Origin of the sequence: Methylobacterium brachythecii, assembly GCF_014196345.1 — a bacterium.
Lineage (GTDB): Bacteria > Pseudomonadota > Alphaproteobacteria > Rhizobiales > Beijerinckiaceae > Methylobacterium > Methylobacterium brachythecii.
This window is the reverse complement of the sequence record NZ_JACIDN010000001.1, coordinates 660,341-677,089: the sequence shown is the minus strand read 5'-3', so window position 1 is coordinate 677,089 and position 16,749 is coordinate 660,341. Positions and strand designations below refer to the sequence as shown.

11 protein-coding genes are annotated in these 16,749 nt (G+C 67.3%); all 11 read left to right on the top strand.

All coding sequences use genetic code 11. From position 1 onward, the window contains the following. The first annotated feature begins 118 nt into the window (after positions 1-118). Positions 119-1,021: a hypothetical protein gene (locus tag GGR33_RS03250; protein ID WP_183501920.1), complete on the top strand. Its 903-nt coding sequence runs from the start codon at positions 119-121 to the stop codon at positions 1,019-1,021. A gap of 542 nt (positions 1,022-1,563) precedes the next feature. Then, positions 1,564-2,958, top strand: a complete 1,395-nt coding sequence (locus tag GGR33_RS03245; protein ID WP_183501919.1) for a dicarboxylate/amino acid:cation symporter — start codon at positions 1,564-1,566, stop codon at positions 2,956-2,958. A 13-nt stretch (positions 2,959-2,971) separates the two neighbouring features. Then, positions 2,972-3,886 carry an ROK family protein gene (locus GGR33_RS03240; RefSeq protein ID WP_183501918.1) on the top strand — a complete coding sequence of 305 codons (915 nt, stop codon included), beginning with the start codon at positions 2,972-2,974 and terminating at the stop codon, positions 3,884-3,886. Positions 3,887-3,989: 103 nt separating this feature from the next. Continuing rightward, positions 3,990-5,270: an aspartate aminotransferase type Ic gene (locus tag GGR33_RS03235; protein ID WP_183501917.1), complete on the top strand. Its 1,281-nt coding sequence runs from the start codon at positions 3,990-3,992 to the stop codon at positions 5,268-5,270. A gap of 106 nt (positions 5,271-5,376) precedes the next feature. Continuing rightward, positions 5,377-6,918, top strand: coding sequence for a caspase family protein (locus GGR33_RS03230; RefSeq protein WP_183501916.1), 1,542 nt, complete (start codon positions 5,377-5,379; stop codon positions 6,916-6,918). Further along, positions 6,915-7,670: an N-acetylmuramoyl-L-alanine amidase gene (locus tag GGR33_RS03225; protein ID WP_183501915.1), complete on the top strand. Its 756-nt coding sequence runs from the start codon at positions 6,915-6,917 to the stop codon at positions 7,668-7,670. The genes GGR33_RS03230 and GGR33_RS03225 overlap by 4 nt, the downstream gene beginning before the upstream one ends. 200 nt (positions 7,671-7,870) lie before the next feature. Next, on the top strand, positions 7,871-8,881 hold the full coding sequence (locus GGR33_RS03220) for an ArsR/SmtB family transcription factor (protein ID WP_183501914.1): 1,011 nt from the start codon (positions 7,871-7,873) through the stop codon (positions 8,879-8,881). Positions 8,882-8,929: 48 nt separating this feature from the next. Further along, a complete protein-coding gene (metF, locus tag GGR33_RS03215; protein WP_183501913.1) occupies positions 8,930-9,850 on the top strand; it encodes a methylenetetrahydrofolate reductase [NAD(P)H] in 921 nt (306 codons plus the stop codon). A 133-nt stretch (positions 9,851-9,983) separates the two neighbouring features. Beyond that, entirely contained in the window at positions 9,984-13,736 is a 3,753-nt protein-coding gene (gene metH, locus GGR33_RS03210; RefSeq protein WP_183501912.1) for a methionine synthase, read from the top strand. A 215-nt stretch (positions 13,737-13,951) separates the two neighbouring features. Further along, the gene (locus GGR33_RS03205) at positions 13,952-15,763 is read left to right on the top strand and encodes an AsmA family protein (protein WP_183501911.1); all 1,812 of its coding nucleotides are present in this window, start codon (positions 13,952-13,954) and stop codon (positions 15,761-15,763) included. A 48-nt stretch (positions 15,764-15,811) separates the two neighbouring features. Beyond that, the gene (locus GGR33_RS03200) at positions 15,812-16,723 is read left to right on the top strand and encodes an efflux RND transporter periplasmic adaptor subunit (protein WP_183501910.1); all 912 of its coding nucleotides are present in this window, start codon (positions 15,812-15,814) and stop codon (positions 16,721-16,723) included. Positions 16,724-16,749 lie beyond the last annotated feature (26 nt).

Here is a 16,749-nt window from a genome sequence, read left to right as displayed (position 1 = left end):
TAGAGATGCCGAGCGACTTCGCTTACCCGGTTTCGAGACGACGGCAGGGCGCCATCGACACGATTCCGGCCGGGGCGACCGGGCCGCTCGACCTCGAACCCCACGGGGAGGTGAGCGTATGAGTGTCGTCCGGCGTTTTCTGATTGCTCCGTCGCTTGTGCGGCTGATCCGCAAGGAACGCGGGGGTGCCCGCATCACCGAGGGCTACTTCGCCCCGCAGGCCGGACGCACGTCCTTCGTGCGGATCGACGGGCAGGACTGCCACCTCGTGCTCGTCACCACGGATGCCGAGGGCCGCTCGACCGAGGAGCGTACGGAGGTGCCGCGCGCCCACGGCGACGCGCTTCTCGACGTCTGCTCCGGCAAGGCCGCCTACGAGCGCACCCTGATCCCGCTGGGCGGCCGGGACGTCCAGATCGATCGTTACGTCACGCCCGCCGGGCTCGACATCGCCAACGTGTCCTTCGACGACGAGGCCGCCGCGAACGCCTTCGCTGCGCCGGCCTGGTTTGGTACCGAGGTCTCGAAGGAGGCCAGCTATGACCGCCATTCCGTGGCGATCCAGGGTGTGCCGAATGCAGGCGAGATCGGCCTGACCAATGCCGCCCTCAACGCAGTGCTCGATCTGATCGAGCCGCGCTTCGGCTTCGGCAGCAGCGTCCGGCGCTCTCCCTTGAGCGATACAACTCCGATCCCGGCAGCCCCCGCTCCCGCACCGGTCGCACCGCCCGCTCCCGTGGCACAGGCGACCGCGCCGGAGCCGGTCGAGGCGCCAGCTCCCGAGCCCGTCGCCGAAATGCCGGCCGCCGTGCTTCCTCCCGCACCAGTTCCCGCCGAGGCACCCAAGCCCAGCACGGTCACCGAGGACAAGGGCGACGCGCGCATCGACGACGTCATCGAGAGCTTGTCGCAAGCCCTCAGCGCCGCGATCCAGCAGCCGAAGGAACCGGCCAAGGACGAAAGTGGCGGCAGCTCGTTCGAGCGCTGGACGGTTCGCCCCCGTCGCACGAACCAGAGCTGACGCCGCAGGCCTCCTGTCGATCGGACGGCTCGTCCTTTCGGCGACCGTTCCGGCGTACCGGCAGCGATCTCGGTGGTCGGCCGGCGGCCGAAGCTCCTGCCATGGAGACTCGGCAGGCCAAGGTACGCTGTGAAATCGTGCAGCCGAAACTCTTGGATCGACTGGGTTTGGCGCAATCCGACGGCATCGGTCGAGACGCCGCGTGATCGCTGATTGCCCTTCGCGTACCGCCGCCATCCCATGGGGCGCTTGGCGAATGCGGACAGGGACACGGATATCCGAGATGGCCAGCCGAGCAGCTGCCGCGCGATCCTCTTGCTCGGCCAAGGACATATTGGTCGACATCAGGCGCTGAGCAGGCGGATATTTCTGCTGCCCTTGGGTGTGGCAGAAAAGAGGCCGCGCCACAGTTTCGACATTCTTCTCACAGGGTGAGCGCCGTCGAACGTCCGATATGCCGTTGAGCGGCAACGGCAAACCCGCTAGCGTCAGCTCCGGCCCGCAAAGAGGCCGACACGATCGAGTGTCAAAGGCGAGGAAAGATGGCTCAGTCGATCACACATCATCCTGGCACCGCCGAGTCCGCGGGGCATCACACGCCCTGGTACAAGGTGTTGTATATCCAGGTGCTGATCGCGATCGCGCTGGGCGTCCTGCTCGGATGGCTCTATCCCGAACAGGGCAAGGGGCTGAAATGGCTCGGTGACGGCTTCATCGCGCTGATCAAGATGATGATCGCGCCGATCATCTTCTGCACCATCGTCCACGGCATCGCCTCGATCGGCGACCTCAAGAAGGTCGGCCGCGTCGGCCTCAAAGCGCTGATCTACTTCGAGGTCGTCTCGAGCGTCGCGCTCCTCATCGGTATTCTGGTCGGCGAAGTCATCAAGCCAGGCGCGGGCTTCGGTGCCGATCCGTCCAAGCTCGATGCCAAGGCGGTCGAGGGCTACGCCAAGCTGGCGGCCAACGACTCGACCGTTGCGCACGTCCTCGCGATCATCCCCAAGAGCTTCTTCCACGCGCTCTCCGACGGCGACCTGTTGCAGGTGCTGCTGGTCTCGATCCTGACGGGCGTCGTGCTCACCGGCATGGGCAAGAAGGGGGAGGGCATCACCCACGGCATTGAGGCCGCCGGGCAGGTGTTCTTCCGCATCATCGGCATCATCGTGAAGCTCGCGCCGATCGGCGCCTTCGGTGCGATGGCTTTCACCATCGGCCAGTACGGCATCGGCAAGGTCATCGATCTCGCCTGGCTCGTCGGCACCTTCTACATCACCTCGCTGCTGTTCATCTTCCTGGTACTGGGCGGGATCGCCGCCTTCTCCGGCTTCTCGATCTTCAAGTTCCTCGCCTACATCAAGGACGAACTCCTGATCGTGCTCGGTACCTCCTCCTCGGAGACGGTGCTGCCGCACATGATGACCAAGATGAAGCGGTTGGGCGCCTCGGACTCGGTCGTCGGCCTCGTCATCCCAACGGGCTATTCATTCAACCTCGACGGCACCAACATCTACATGACGCTCACCACGCTGTTCCTGGCGCAGGCAGTGGGCGCGGACCTGACCTTCGGGCAGTACGCGACCATCTTCCTCGTCGCCATGCTGACCTCCAAGGGCGCATCCGGCGTCACCGGTGCGGGCTTCATCACGCTGGCCGCGACGCTGGCCGCCATCCCCGGCAACCCCGTGCCGGTGGCCGCGATGACCCTGGTGCTCGGCGTCGACAAGTTCATGTCCGAGTGCCGCGCCCTGACGAACCTCGTCGGCAACGGCGTCGCCACGGTGGTGGTCTCCCGCTGGGAGGGTGAGCTCGACAAGGAGAAGCTGCGCCAGGTGATGGCGCATCCGATCGCGATCGGCACCGACATCTCCGACCACACGCCAGACGCACCTTCGGAGGTCGGCAAGCCGGGCGTCACGGCGGTCGCGGCGCAGTAAGCGCGCGCCGGCCTTGAGCCGCGCGCGCATCGGCATCGATTTCGGCGGCACCAAGATCGCCGGGATCGTGCTGGCCGCCGACGGGCGCACGCTTGCCGCCCAGCGCATCCCGACGCCGCGTGGCGACTATGACGGATCGCTCGCCGCCGTTTCTGGACTGGTGGCCGCCCTGGAAGCCGAGGCCGGCATCAGTGCCGTCAGCGTCGGCATCGGAATGCCCGGCGCGATCTCGCCGGCAACCGGACTGATCAAGAACGCCAACTCGACGTGGCTGATCGATAAGCCGTTCGAGGCGGACATCGCCCGGACGCTGGGCCGCCCGGTGCGTGTCGAGAACGACGCCAATTGCCTGGCCGTGTCCGAGGCGACGGACGGCGCAGGCGCCGGCGCGCATCTCGTCTGGGCGGCGATCCTCGGAACCGGCGTCGGCTCCGGCATCGCTGTCGGCGGACGCCCCCTCTCGGGGCGCGGGCGCGTGAGCGGCGAGTGGGGCCACAACCCCCTGCCCTGGCCCCGCGACGACGAGCGGCCTGGCCCGGCCTGTTACTGCGGCCGCCACGGCTGCATCGAGACGTGGCTCTCCGGCCCGGGCATCGCCGCCGACCATGGCCGCCGCACCGGGCAGACCCTCAGCGGCGAGGCGATCGTCGCCGCCATGCGCGAGGGCGACCCGGAAGCGCAGCAGACCTTTGCTCTCTACCTCGACCGGATGGGCCGTGGCATCGCCCATGTCGTGAACATCCTCGATCCCGACGTGATCGTCCTCGGCGGCGGCCTCTCGCGCGTGTCCGAACTGCTCGCCGGCCTGCCGGAGGCCATCGCTCCGCACGTCTTCTCCGACGTCTTCGACACGCCGGTCCGCGCGAGCCTGCACGGCGACGCCTCGGGCGTGCGCGGTGCGGCCTGGCTGTGGGACGCGCCTTCTTGACACTGCATGGGAGCTGTCACCGGCGCTCCCTACACAGACGGAGCCGCCGCTTGTAAGGGAGGGCCGCATTCCGTCCGTTCGCCCCAATCAGGCTGAGACCCCGATGACGACCCTCACCAGCATGGATCCCGAGACGCTGCGCAGCCGCCATGAGGCAGTGCGCGCCGAGTACGAGGCCTTCAAGGCGCGCGGGCTCAAGCTCGACATGACGCGCGGCAAGCCCTCGCCCGAGCAGCTCGACCTCTCAAATGCCATGCTGACGCTGCCCGGCAACGGCGACTACTTCGCCGACGGCCATGTCGACGCGCGCAATTACGGCGGCCTGAACGGCTTGCCCGAGACGCGCGCGCTGTTCTCGCAGATGATCCAGGCGCCGGCGGACCAGGTCGTCATCGCCGACAATTCGAGCCTCGCGCTGATGCACGGCACCCTCGTCTCGGCGATGCTCAAGGGCGTCCCGGGTTCGATTGCGCCATGGAGCGAGGGGGCTCCGACCTTCCTCTGCCCGGTGCCGGGCTACGACCGTCACTTCGCGATCTGCGAGGAGCTCGGCATCCGCATGATCCCCGTGCCGATGACCGGCCACGGACCGAACATGGACATGGTCGAGCGGCTCGTCGAGGACCATGCCGTCAAGGGCATCTGGTGCGTGCCGAAATACTCGAACCCCTCGGGCGAGACCTATTCGGAGGAGACCTCGCGCCGGCTAGCCGCGATGGAAACCGCCGCGCCCGATTTCCGCATCTTCTGGGACAACGCCTACTCGGTCCACCACCTCACCAAGGACCACCACACCGTCCCCGACATCCTGGCGCTGTGCGCCGAGGCCGGGAACCCGGATCGCGCCTTCCTGTTCGCCTCGACCTCGAAGGTCACGCTGGCCGGCGCCGGCCTCGCCTTCTTCGCGAGCTCGCCGGAGAACGTGCGCTGGTACCTGGAGCGCGCCTTCTTCCGTACTATCGGGCCGGACAAGCTCAACCAGCTCCGCCATGTCCGCTTCCTGAAGGATCATGCCGGGATCGAAGCGCATATGGAGAAGCAGGCCCAGATCATCGCACCGAAGTTCGAGGCCCTGCTCCAGATCCTCGAAGCCAAGCTCGGCGGCACGGGTGCGGCCGAGTGGCTGCGGCCGGCCGGCGGCTATTTCGTCACCGTTGATGCGCTTGAGGGCACCGCCAAGCGGATCGTGACGCTCGCCAAAGAGGCCGGCATCGCGCTGACCCCGGCCGGCGCCACCTCACCCTACGGCCAGGATCATCACGACCGCACGCTGCGCCTCGCACCGACCTTCCCGTCGCTCGCCGACGTGAAATCCGCCTCGGAGGGCATCGCGATCTGCATCCTGCTCGCGGCCATCGAGAAGCAATCCGGCCTGCACGGCTGATCTTCCACAACTCCAAGTCGCCCCAGCCGTTTCGGCGGCCGGGTCCACTTGCATCGCTGCCGCCACGCCTTAAACGGATCTCGTCGAAACGGACGGACGATCCTGCATGCAGAGGGGCCGGCACGCGATCGCAGCCTTGCTGAGCGCCTGCCTGCTCGTCATCCTCGGCGCCGTCCCGGTGCGAGCAGAGGGCAAGCGCGCCTTCGTCGTCGGTCTCAACGCCTATCCCAATCTCGGCGCAGACGCTCAGTTGCAGCGTGCAGGGAATGACGCTCAGGCGGTGGGCGACGCCTTGGAGCAGATCGGCTTCACCGTCACCCGCTTTACGCAGAAGGCGGATCTTGCGCCACTCCTGTCGAGCTTCGGCCAGTTCGTCAGCACCGTGAATCCCGGCGACACCGTGGTGTTCTTCTTCGCCGGCCACGGCATCTCGCTCGACGACGGCACTTATCTGCTGCCCTCCGACGTGCCGTCCCTGAAGCCGACCGACGAGCTTCTCGCCAAGCGGGCCACCATCGCCGAGCGCGAGATCAGCGGCCAGTTGCGTGGGACCGGCGCGCGCGCCGCCCTCGTCGTGCTGGATGCCTGCCGCAACAACCCATTCCCGCCCCGCGGCACCCGTGCGCTCGGCAATTCGACGCGCGGCCTCACGCGCATGACGGCGGCCGACGGCGTCTTCACCCTCTACTCGGCCCGCGAGGGCCAAACGGCGCTCGACAGCATCGCGGGCGACGACAACCGCAACTCCGTCTTCACGCGCATCTTCGTGCAGACGCTGAGGAAGCCCGGCGTCAGCATCTCTGAACTGGGCGAGACCGTGCGCGACGACGTCGCGATGCTGGCGCGCTCGGCCGGCCACGACCAGGTGCCCGCCGTTTACAACGACCTGATCGGCGCGCGGAAACTCTACCTCGCCGGCACCGCCCAGGCGTCGAACACCATGCAGCCGGAGGCCCCGACACCTGCTCCCGTCGCACCTCCCCAGCAAGTCGCCGCCTTGCCTCCCGTTCAGCCACCCGCGCCGTCGGTGGTGCAGCGTCCGGTCGAGCCCGAAACCGTCGTCGGGCCGATGCCGGATTGGTGCACGCGCGGCGGCCCCGGCACACGGATCGAGCGCATCATCTGCTCCGATCCCCGCCTCGGCGGATCGGACGTGAAGCTCAACCAGGTCTACGTCGCGCGGGCGGCGAAGCTCTCCGGGCCGACGCGCCTGCGCTTCATTCAAGACAGCCGCGACTGGATCCGCGAGCGGGATGCACGCTGCGCCACCGGGACCGACGCGGCCATCCGCACCTGTCTGCTCGCGGCCATCGAGGAGCGTACCGACGCCCTGTCCGCGCCGGACAGGCCGACGGCTGCGGAGATCGCGGTCGAACGTCCGGACTGGTGTCTCGGCAATACGCCCAAGAAGCAGGTCGAGCTCATCATCTGCTCGGATCCTGAGCTGTCACGCTGGGATGTCAGGCTGAACCGACTCTACAACGGCACCGTCGCGCGACTGAACGGTCAGGCCCGCCTCCGCTTCGTCAGGGAGAGCCGCGTCTGGCTTCTCGATCGGGACGCCCGGTGCGCCGGCGGCCCGGTGAGCGCGATCCGCGGCTGCCTTCTGGAGGCCGTCCAGCAACGCGCGGCGGAGATCGGGCCATGATCGCCCGGCTCGCGGTTTCGGCGCTGATGCTCGGCCCAGCCGCGCTCCACGCCGACGCTGCCGGCGCGGCCTGCGAGCGATCGGCCTTCCGCATCGTGCTCGATGTCGGCCACAGTCCCGAGTCGCCGGGCGCCAAGAGTGCACGCGGCGTCGACGAGTACCAATTCAACCTTGCCCTTGCGGCGGCGATCGAGTCGCATCTCCAGCAGCGCGGCTACACCGAAACCACTCGGATGCTGACCGGAGGCGGCCGGGCCGGCCTCGGTACGCGCGTTGCCAAGGCGAATGCGCTCCAGCCCGATCTCTTCCTTTCGGTTCACCACGACTCGGTCCAAAAAACCTATCTCGAAACCTGGTCGGTGAATGGCACCGACCAGCAATACAGCGATCGCTTCAAGGGCTGGTCGCTCTTCGTGTCGCAGGCGAGCGGGCATCCGCGAGAGAGCGCGGCTTTCGCCCGGATGTTGGCCGACAGGCTGCTTGCTTCCGGGCTGCCGTTCACGCGCCACCATGCCCAGGCGATCCGGGGCGAGAACCGCCGCTTCCTCGACGCTGCGCGCGGCATCTACCGCTACGACGCGCTCGCCGTCCTGAAGGCTACGGAGGCGCCAGCGGTGCTGATGGAAGCGGGCCTCATCGTGAACCGGGCAGAGGAGGAGCAACTCGCGGGCGTGGGCCGGCAGAACCGGATCGCCTCTGCGGTGACCGACGCGGTGGATGCGTTCTGTCATGCCGAGCATGGCGCGCGATAAGAGAGCTTGGCGCGACGATTCCTTCGCCAGCATTCTTAGGCTCGCCGGAGGCGATAGATCGAAATCCTGAAACACCGGCCGTGCTTATGCCGACCGAACCTGCGTGCCTGGAATCCGGATTCCGCGGCGCGGCTCCGGAAAGATGATCGGGCTGAGAAGAGGGCTTGCCAATCCCGCTCGTCGAACATAAAGATATCTTTATGTCTGATACGGACCCGATCCCGACAGCATCTATCCCCTTCGCGGACGCGGTCGGCATGCTGCGCGCCGTCGCCGAGGAGACGCGGCTGCGCATCCTCGCGCTGCTCGCCGATGGCGAACTCTCCGTCAGCGACCTCACCGACATTCTCGGCCAGTCCCAGCCCCGCATCTCGCGCCATCTCAAGCTGTTGGTCGAAGCCGGCCTGGTCGAGCGCCACCGCGAGGGCGCCTGGGCCTTTTTCCGCCTGCGGGAAGCGAGCATCGGCCTCGTCGATCCCATGATCGATGGGCTCGACCGTGAGACGCCTCCCCTTTCCGAGGATCGTGCGCGTCTCGACGCGGTGCGCGAGCAGCGAGCCGAGTCGGCGCAGGCCTTCTTCGCGCGGCTGGCCCCGAAATGGGACAGCCTCCGCTCGCTTCACGTGCCCGAAGCGACCGTGGAGGCTGCGGTCCTCGACGCCCTCGGCGACGCACCCATCCGCAGCCTCGTCGACCTCGGCACCGGCACCGGCCGGATGCTCGGATTGCTCGCCCCGCTCGTAGGACGTGCGACGGGCCTCGATACCAGTCACGCCATGCTCTCGGTGGCACGCGCCAATCTCGAACGGGCCGGTCTCTCCAAAGTCGACCTGCGCCAGGGCGACATCCACGCGCCGCCCTTCGGCCGCGGCAGCTTCGACCTCGTCGTCGTGCATCAGGTGCTGCACTATCTCGACGATCCGGCACGGGCGCTGCGCGAGGCCACGCGTCTCGTCGCTCCGGGCGGCCGCCTGCTGGTGGTGGATTTCGCCCCGCACAGCCTGGAACACTTACGCGAGACCCAGGCGCATCGCCGCCTTGGCTTCGCGGCCGATCAGGTGTCGAACTGGCTCGTCGAGGCCGGGCTCGACCATGTCGAGCACCGCGACATCGCACCGACCGACGGGACCGAGCATCCGCTCACCGTCACCCTTTGGCTCGCCGAGGACACCTCGGCCGCTGCCCTGACTTCCGCACGCGCCGTCGCATGACGGGGGCGCCCGACAGCTTCGTCTGAACCGAGTCATAGAGGACGACCCATGGCCCCCTCCAAGAGCCACCGCGCCAGCCGGGACGGTTTCAAGCCGATCCGCGTCTCGATCGAATTCTTCCCGCCGAAGTCCGACGAGATGGAAAAGATCCTGTGGTCGTCGATCGAGCGTCTAGCGCCCCTGCAGCCGAAATTCGTTTCGGTCACCTACGGCGCCGGCGGCTCGACCCGCGAGCGCACCCACAACACCGTCGCGCGCATGGTCAAGGAGACCAACCTCAAGCCGGCGGCGCACCTTACCTGCGTCGATGCGACGAAGGAGGAGATCGATGGGGTCGTGCAGTCCTACTGGGACGCTGGCGTCCGCCACATCGTGGCCCTGCGGGGTGATCCGCAGGATGGTGTCGGCACCACCTATCGCCCGCACCCGGGCGGCTACGCCCAAGCCTGCGATCTCGTCGCCGGTATCAAGAAGGTCGGCGACTTCAAGGTCTCGGTCTCGGCCTATCCGGAGGTCCACCCGGAGGCTGCCTCTCTCGACGCCGACATCGATGCGCTGAAGGCCAAGGTCGATGCCGGCGCCGACCAGGCCATCACACAGTTCTTCTTCGATAACGACGTCTACTTCCGCTACCTCGACAAGGTGCGCGCGGCCGGGATCACCATCCCGATCATCCCGGGCATCCTGCCGGTTCAGAACTTCAAGCAGGCCGCGAACTTCGCCCGCCGCACTGGCGCTTCGGTGCCCTATTGGCTCGCCGCCCGCTTCGAGGGTCTCGAGGACGACGTCGAGACGCGACGGCTCGTGGCGGCTGCGGTCGCGGCCGAGCAGGTCGTCGACCTCGTCGATGCCGGGATCAACGACTTTCACTTCTACTCGATGAACCGCTCGGACCTAGTCTATGCGATCTGCCACATCCTCGGCCTGCGCGGGCATGGCCCGAAGGCGACGGATCGGAAGGCAGCGTGAAGCCTTCGTCAGTCCAGGCTCTCGCCTCCGGCGAGCCCAGGCGTGACGCGGGTTTAGAAACACGCACTTGAGTTTCGCTGCGGCGCCTCGACATGAGGTGACCGCTGGGATCGACGATCCCGAAGGATATCCAATGACCGACCTGCGACCTGTCGACGGCACCGAGATCGAAAAGGCCCTGCGCGAGCGCGCGGCCGAGAAAATCCTCGTCCTCGACGGTGCGATGGGCACCGTGATCCAGCGGCTCGGCTTCGGCGAGGCGGATTTCCGCGGGTCGCGGTTCATGGATCACGGCCACGATCAGAAGGGCAACAACGACCTCCTGATCCTGACGCAGCCCGACGCGATCCGGCAGATCCACCTGGACTACTTCCTCGCCGGCGCCGACGTTTGCGAGACCAACACCTTCTCCGGCACCACGATCGCCCAGGCCGATTACGGCATGGAGTCGATCATCCACGAACTGAACAGCGAGGGCGCGCGGCTCGCCCGCGAGGCGGCGAAGCTCGCCGAGGAGCAGGATGGCCGCCGCCGTTTCGTGGCCGGTGCCATCGGCCCGACCAATCGCACGCTCTCGATCTCGCCGGATGTGAACAATCCGGGCTACCGGGCCGTGACCTTCGATCAGGTCAAGCAGGCCTATGTCGAGCAGGTCCGCGGCCTGATCGACGGTGGCGCAGAGCTGATCCTGATCGAGACGATCTTCGATACGCTGAACGCCAAGGCGGCGGTCGCGGCGGCGTGGCAGGTCTTCGAGGAGACTGGGATCAAGCTGCCGATCCAGATCTCGGGTACGATCACGGATCTCTCGGGCCGCACCCTCTCCGGCCAGACCACGGGCGCGTTCTGGAACTCGCTGCGCCATTCCGATCCGCTGACCTTCGGCCTCAACTGCGCGCTCGGCGCCAAGGAGATGCGCGAGCACATCACCGACCTGTCGCGGCTCTGCGACACGCTGGTCTGCGCCTATCCGAATGCCGGCCTGCCGAACGAATTCGGCCTCTACGACGAGAGCCCGGAGGCAATGGGCCGGCTCGTCGGCGAGTTCGCGGCATCCGGCCTCGTCAACATGGTCGGCGGCTGCTGCGGCACGACGCCGGACCACATCCGCGCCATTGCCGAAGCGGTTGCCGACAAGGCTCCACGAAAAATTCCCGAGATCCCGCGCTTCATGCGCCTGTCGGGCCTCGAACCCTTCGTGCTGACGAAGGAGATTCCCTTCGTGAATGTCGGCGAGCGCACGAACGTCACCGGCTCTGCCAAGTTCCGCAAGCTCATCAAGAACGGCGACTACTCCGCGGCCCTCGACGTCGCGCGCGACCAGGTGATCGCGGGCGCGCAGGTCATCGACATCAATATGGACGAGGGCCTGCTCGATTCCGAAAAGGCGATGGTCGAGTTCCTGAACCTCGTCGCCGCCGAGCCCGACATCGCCCGCGTCCCGGTCATGGTCGATTCCTCGAAGTTCGAGGTGATCGAGGCCGGCCTGAAATGCGTGCAGGGCAAGCCGATCGTGAACTCGATCTCCATGAAGGAGGGCATCGAGAAGTTCATCAAGGAAGCCAAGATCTGCCGCTCCTACGGTGCGGCCGTCGTGGTCATGGCCTTCGACGAAGTCGGTCAGGCCGACACCTACGAGCGCAAGGTCGAGATCTGCACGCGCGCCTACAAGATCCTGACCGAGGACGTCGGCTTCCCGCCGGAAGACATCATTTTCGACCCGAACATCTTCGCCGTCGCCACCGGCATCGAGGAGCACAACGACTACGGCAACGCCTTCATCGAGGCGACGCGCACCATCCACGACACCCTGCCCCACGCCCACGTCTCGGGCGGCGTTTCGAACCTGTCCTTCTCGTTCCGCGGCAACGAGCCGGTGCGCGAGGCGATGCACGCAGTGTTCCTGCGCCACACCATCGCCGTCGGCATGGACATGGGCATCGTCAACGCCGCCAACCTCGCCGTGTACGACGAAATCCCGGCCGAGTTGCGCGAGCTCTGCGAGGACGTCGTCCTCAACCGCCGGGCCGATTCCACCGAGCGCCTGCTGGAGGCGGCCGAGCGCTTCAAGACCGGCGGCGAGGCCAAAGCCAAGACGCAGGATCTCTCCTGGCGCGAGCAGCCCGTGAACAAACGGATCGAGCACGCGCTGGTCAATGGCATCACCGAGTACATCATCGAGGACACGGAACAGGCGCGGAAGAATTCCGAGCGCCCGCTCCACGTCATCGAAGGCCCGCTGATGGACGGCATGAACGTGGTCGGCGACTTGTTCGGCTCAGGAAAAATGTTCCTGCCGCAGGTCGTGAAGTCGGCGCGCGTGATGAAGCAAGCCGTGGCCTATCTCGAGCCGTATATGGAGGCCGAGAAACTCGCCAATGGCGGCGACGGCAAGCGCCGGGCCGCCGGCAAGGTTTTGATGGCGACGGTGAAGGGCGACGTCCACGACATCGGCAAGAACATCGTCGGCGTCGTCTTGGCCTGCAACAACTACGAGATCATCGATCTCGGCGTGATGGTGCCGGCTGCCAAGATCCTGGAAACGGCGAAGAAGGAAGAGGTCGACATCATCGGCCTGTCCGGCCTGATCACGCCCTCCCTCGACGAGATGGTGAACGTCGCCGCCGAGATGGAGCGCGAGGGCTTCGACGTGCCGCTGCTGATCGGCGGCGCCACGACGAGCCGCGTGCACACCGCCGTGAAGATCCACCCGGCCTATGCGCGCGGGCAGACGGTCTACGTCACCGATGCGAGCCGCGCGGTGGGCGTGGTGTCGAGCCTGATCTCGAAGGAGACCCGCGGCGGCGTCATCGAGAACGTGCGCGCCGAGTACAAGAAGGTCGCGGACGCCCATGCCCGCTCGGAGGCGGACAAGCAGCGCCTGCCGCTGGCCAAGGCGCGCGCCAACCCCTTCAAGATCGACTGGTCGGGCTACAAGCCGACGAAGCCATCCTTCACCGACGCGCGGGTGTTCGGCTCCTACGAGGTCGCCGACCTGGTCCCCTATATCGACTGGACGCCGTTCCTGCAGACCTACGAGTTCAAGGGCCGCTATCCGGCGATCTTCGACGATCCGGTCCAGGGGCCGGCCGCCAAGGCTCTGTTCGACGACGCCCAGGTCATGCTCAAGCAGATCGTCGACGAGCGCTGGTTCAACCCGAAGGCGGTGATCGGCTTCTGGCCGGCCAATACAGTTGGCGACGACATCCAGCTCTATACGGGCGAGAGCCGCAGCGAAGTGCTCGCCACGTTCCACGGCCTGCGCCAGCAGCTCTCTAAGCGCGATGGGCGGCCGAATACCTGCCTGTCCGACTTCATCCCGCCGAAGGAGACGGGGCTCCCCGAATATATCGGTGGCTTCGTCGTCACGGCGGGTCTCGAAGAGGTGCGCATCGCCGAGAAGTTCGAGCGGGCGAACGACGATTACCGCTCGATCCTGGTCAAGGCACTCGCCGACCGCATCGCCGAGGCGTTTGCCGAGCGCATGCACGAGCGCGTGCGCAAGGAGTTCTGGGGCTACGCGGCGGACGAGACGATCTCGATCGATGACCTCGTCCACGAGAAATACGACGGCATCCGCCCGGCTCCGGGCTATCCGGCCCAGCCCGACCACACCGAGAAGGTCACCCTGTTCGACCTGCTCAAGGCCGAGCGCCGCATCGGCGTGAAGCTCACCGAATCCTACGCGATGTGGCCCGGCTCCTCTGTATCGGGTCTCTATATCGGCCACCCGCAATCGCATTATTTTGGGGTCGCCAAGGTCGAGCGCGACCAGGTCGAGGACTACGCGCTGCGCAAGGCGATGGACATCCGTGACGTTGAGCGCTGGCTCGGTCCGATCCTCAACTACGATCCGGCAAACTATCTGGCGGCGGCCGCGGAATAATCGTCTCGGGCAGCCGGCTCTCGTGTCGGCTGCCCCTTGAGACTGGCAGGAGATGTCGAGACGAAGCGGCTCGTCAGCAGCGGCTCGCGTCACATCTGAATACCGATGCGAAACATCACCGCGCTGCTGCCGGGCGAGCAGGAAAGGCTCGACAAGCGGCCCGTGCCGATGGGAGATCAGGGCATGCCCGTGCCCATGACCTCGGCTAACATTGCATGAGACTTCGCGGCCTGGCCATTGCCGGACTCGTCCTGATCGTCGCTGCCGTGACGGCGGTCGTGGTCTGGCCCTCGATCGCGGAGACCGCCCGCAGGCGCGTCGCTGACAGGCTGCGCGAGGAGACCGGTCAGGATTGGCGCGTCGAAGGCGTGGGGCTGAGTTTTTCGCCGACGCCGCAGATCACCCTGCGCAACCTCGCCTTCGGCGACGATCGCGAGGGGTCGGAAATCGCAGGTGCGCGGATTCGCGAGTTGCGGCTCGGCGATCCAGTGTCGTTGATGCTCTGCTCTGGCAGCAGCGGCCACGCCGTCGCGCAGGGCGTGAGTTTGCGGGCGCCTCTCACCGGGAAGCCCGGAACGGCTGGAGGGGCGGCGTCATCGCGAAGCCGCGGCAAGGCGGCAAGCGTCGAGATCACCGCGCGCGGTGCCGATGCCGGCTTGGCGGAATCGGGCCGTGCCGTCGTCGTCTCCGCCGAGACCATGGAGATCACCTTCGATCTCGCCTCCGCCAAGCCCGCGAGCGAGATCCGCGCCACCCTGGAGCTGCTGCGCGCCAGCGCCGCGGCGAGCCTCACCATCCCGGTATCCGGCCAGCACGGGGGCGACTTCACCTTCACCCTGAACCCGCACGACGCGAAGGCCATGCGCGTTGCGGCGAGCGGCAAGGCGAGCGTCAAACCGAACGGCTTCTCGCTCGACACCCGAGCCGGGACGATCGACGCCGCACCGTTCAAGGGCAGCGTCGCGGTCGATTGGGACCAGGCGAAGCCCCGGATCAGCGTGGATGCACAGCTCGATGCGCTCGCGCTCGTCGACGCAACCAGTGCGACGAAGCTGGAATCAGGGCAGCAGACCGGACTCGTCGTGCCGGTGACCCCGGACACCATTCCGGACGTGCGTTGGTTCTCGGGCTTCGACGCGACGGGCCGGCTGAGCATCGCGCGTTTCACCCTCGGCCCGACACGGTTCGACACGGTCGCGCTGACGGGCAGCGTGAAGAACAGTGGGCTCGACGCCGCCTTCACTGCGGCCTCCGGCTACGGCGGCGCCGCGCGTGGGCGTTACGTGCTGTCGCCCGAGGCTGACAGCGGCGGCCGGCATCAGCTCGCAGTGTCGCTCAACAAGATGCAGGTGCTCCCGCTCCTGTCGGACGCCTTTGGGGTGCGCGGCATCGACGGGAGCGGCACCTTGCGGGTCGATCTGCAGGCCAAGGGCGCGGAGGTCGACGCCGTCCGTCGCTCTCTGTCCGGGTCGGCCAATGTGTTGGTGACGGATGGCAAGATCGACGGGCTCGATCTCGCCGGGGCCATCGGCCTGCTGCCCTCGAAGAGCGCACGCAACGGTGCGCTGGCGACGCGGCTCGACAAGCTCGGCGGCAACTTCGCCATCGCCGAAGGACAGGCCGTCTCCAACGATCTCACGGTGAAGACCTCGCTGATCGAGGCAACCGGAATCGGCAGCATCGATCTGATCGCCCGTACCCTCGACGTGCGGCTCAAGCCGCAGGCAGTCGCCTCCGGTGCGCGCCAGCAGGGCGGCCGCAACCCGCTCGACGTGCCGGTCCACATCGTCGGCCCCTGGACCAACCCGGCCGTCTCCGCAGATTTCTCGGGGATCGCCGAGAATCCCGAAGGCGCGCTCCAGTCGCTGCAGGATCTCGGCTCGAACATCATCGGCGAGAAGGGTAGCAAGGATATCGGCGACGCCTTGGGCGGCCTGCTCGACGGCCTCCTCGGCAAATCGGACCGTGGATCGCCCCTGCGGCCGCGCTCGCGCTCCCTCGACGATGACCTCGACTCCGCACGATGATGCCGGTCGAGGTATGAGGGCGGCCCAATGACCCGACGGGACGAGAGAATGGGGTGGAGCCGGCGAGCGGGCGGCTGCATCGGGCCCGTACTCGCGGCCGCCCTGGCTTACAGCCCGAGCCTCGCGGCGGACGAGCCCTCGGCCCGGCCAGTCGAAATGTCGGTCAGCGTGCGGCCTGTGCACAAGCGCTGCTTCCGCGACCGGATCGAGATCACCGGCACCCTCGTCGCCCGCGAGATCGTCGATGTCGGCGCGGAGCAGGAGGGGACGCGTGTCATCCAGGTCCTGGCCCAGCCTCTCGACGAGGTGGCCTCGGGCCAGGTGCTGGCGCGTGTCGCCCAGCCGGGCGATGCCGGTAATGCGCCCGGGCTTGCAGTGCGGGCGCCCGTCGCCGGCTTCATCGTGCGGAGCGCCGCGACGGTGGGCCTTCCTGTGTCGTCGAGCCTCGGCCCGCTGTTCCGCATCGCGGCGAAGGGCGACATCGAACTCGAAGCCGGCGTCGCGATCGACGCCCTCTCGAGGCTCAAAGCCGGCCAAGCCGTTACGGTGACGCCGCTCGGCCTCGCGCCGATAACGGGAAAGACGCGACGGGTCGATGAGTCGACCGATCCTGCCACGCAGCTCGGCAAGGTACGGGTCGGTCTCGGCACGGGCCAGGACCTGCGCATCGGCACCTTTGCGCGCGCCATCGTCGAGGTCGGCGAGAGCTGCGGGCTCTCGGTGCCGTTCTCTTCGGTGACCTATGAGCCGGAGGGCACGATCGTCCACGTGGTCGCGGAAGACCGGATCGAGGCGCGGCAGGTCGCCGTCGGGCTGGCGGACGGGGAGGAGGCCGAGATTCGCTCGGGGCTCGGCGAAACCGACGTCGTCCTGACGCGAGCCGGGGCCTTCGTGCGGGAGGGCGACCGGGTCCATCCGGTCGTGGTCGAGGATAAGGGCCGGGCGAACGGCAGTCGCTAGCGACGGACCGCCTTCGCGACGCGCCG

Coding starts and splice junctions, on each gene's coding strand:
- GGR33_RS03245 (WP_183501919.1), top strand. CDS start 1,564: ATGGCTCAGTCGATCACACATCATCCTGGCACCGCCGAGTCCGCGGGG.
- GGR33_RS03230 (WP_183501916.1), top strand. CDS start 5,377: ATGCAGAGGGGCCGGCACGCGATCGCAGCCTTGCTGAGCGCCTGCCTG.
- metH (WP_183501912.1), top strand. CDS start 9,984: ATGACCGACCTGCGACCTGTCGACGGCACCGAGATCGAAAAGGCCCTG.
- GGR33_RS03225 (WP_183501915.1), top strand. CDS start 6,915: ATGATCGCCCGGCTCGCGGTTTCGGCGCTGATGCTCGGCCCAGCCGCG.
- GGR33_RS03250 (WP_183501920.1), top strand. CDS start 119: ATGAGTGTCGTCCGGCGTTTTCTGATTGCTCCGTCGCTTGTGCGGCTG.
- GGR33_RS03220 (WP_183501914.1), top strand. CDS start 7,871: ATGTCTGATACGGACCCGATCCCGACAGCATCTATCCCCTTCGCGGAC.
- GGR33_RS03235 (WP_183501917.1), top strand. CDS start 3,990: ATGACGACCCTCACCAGCATGGATCCCGAGACGCTGCGCAGCCGCCAT.
- GGR33_RS03205 (WP_183501911.1), top strand. CDS start 13,952: ATGAGACTTCGCGGCCTGGCCATTGCCGGACTCGTCCTGATCGTCGCT.
- GGR33_RS03200 (WP_183501910.1), top strand. CDS start 15,812: ATGGGGTGGAGCCGGCGAGCGGGCGGCTGCATCGGGCCCGTACTCGCG.
- metF (WP_183501913.1), top strand. CDS start 8,930: ATGGCCCCCTCCAAGAGCCACCGCGCCAGCCGGGACGGTTTCAAGCCG.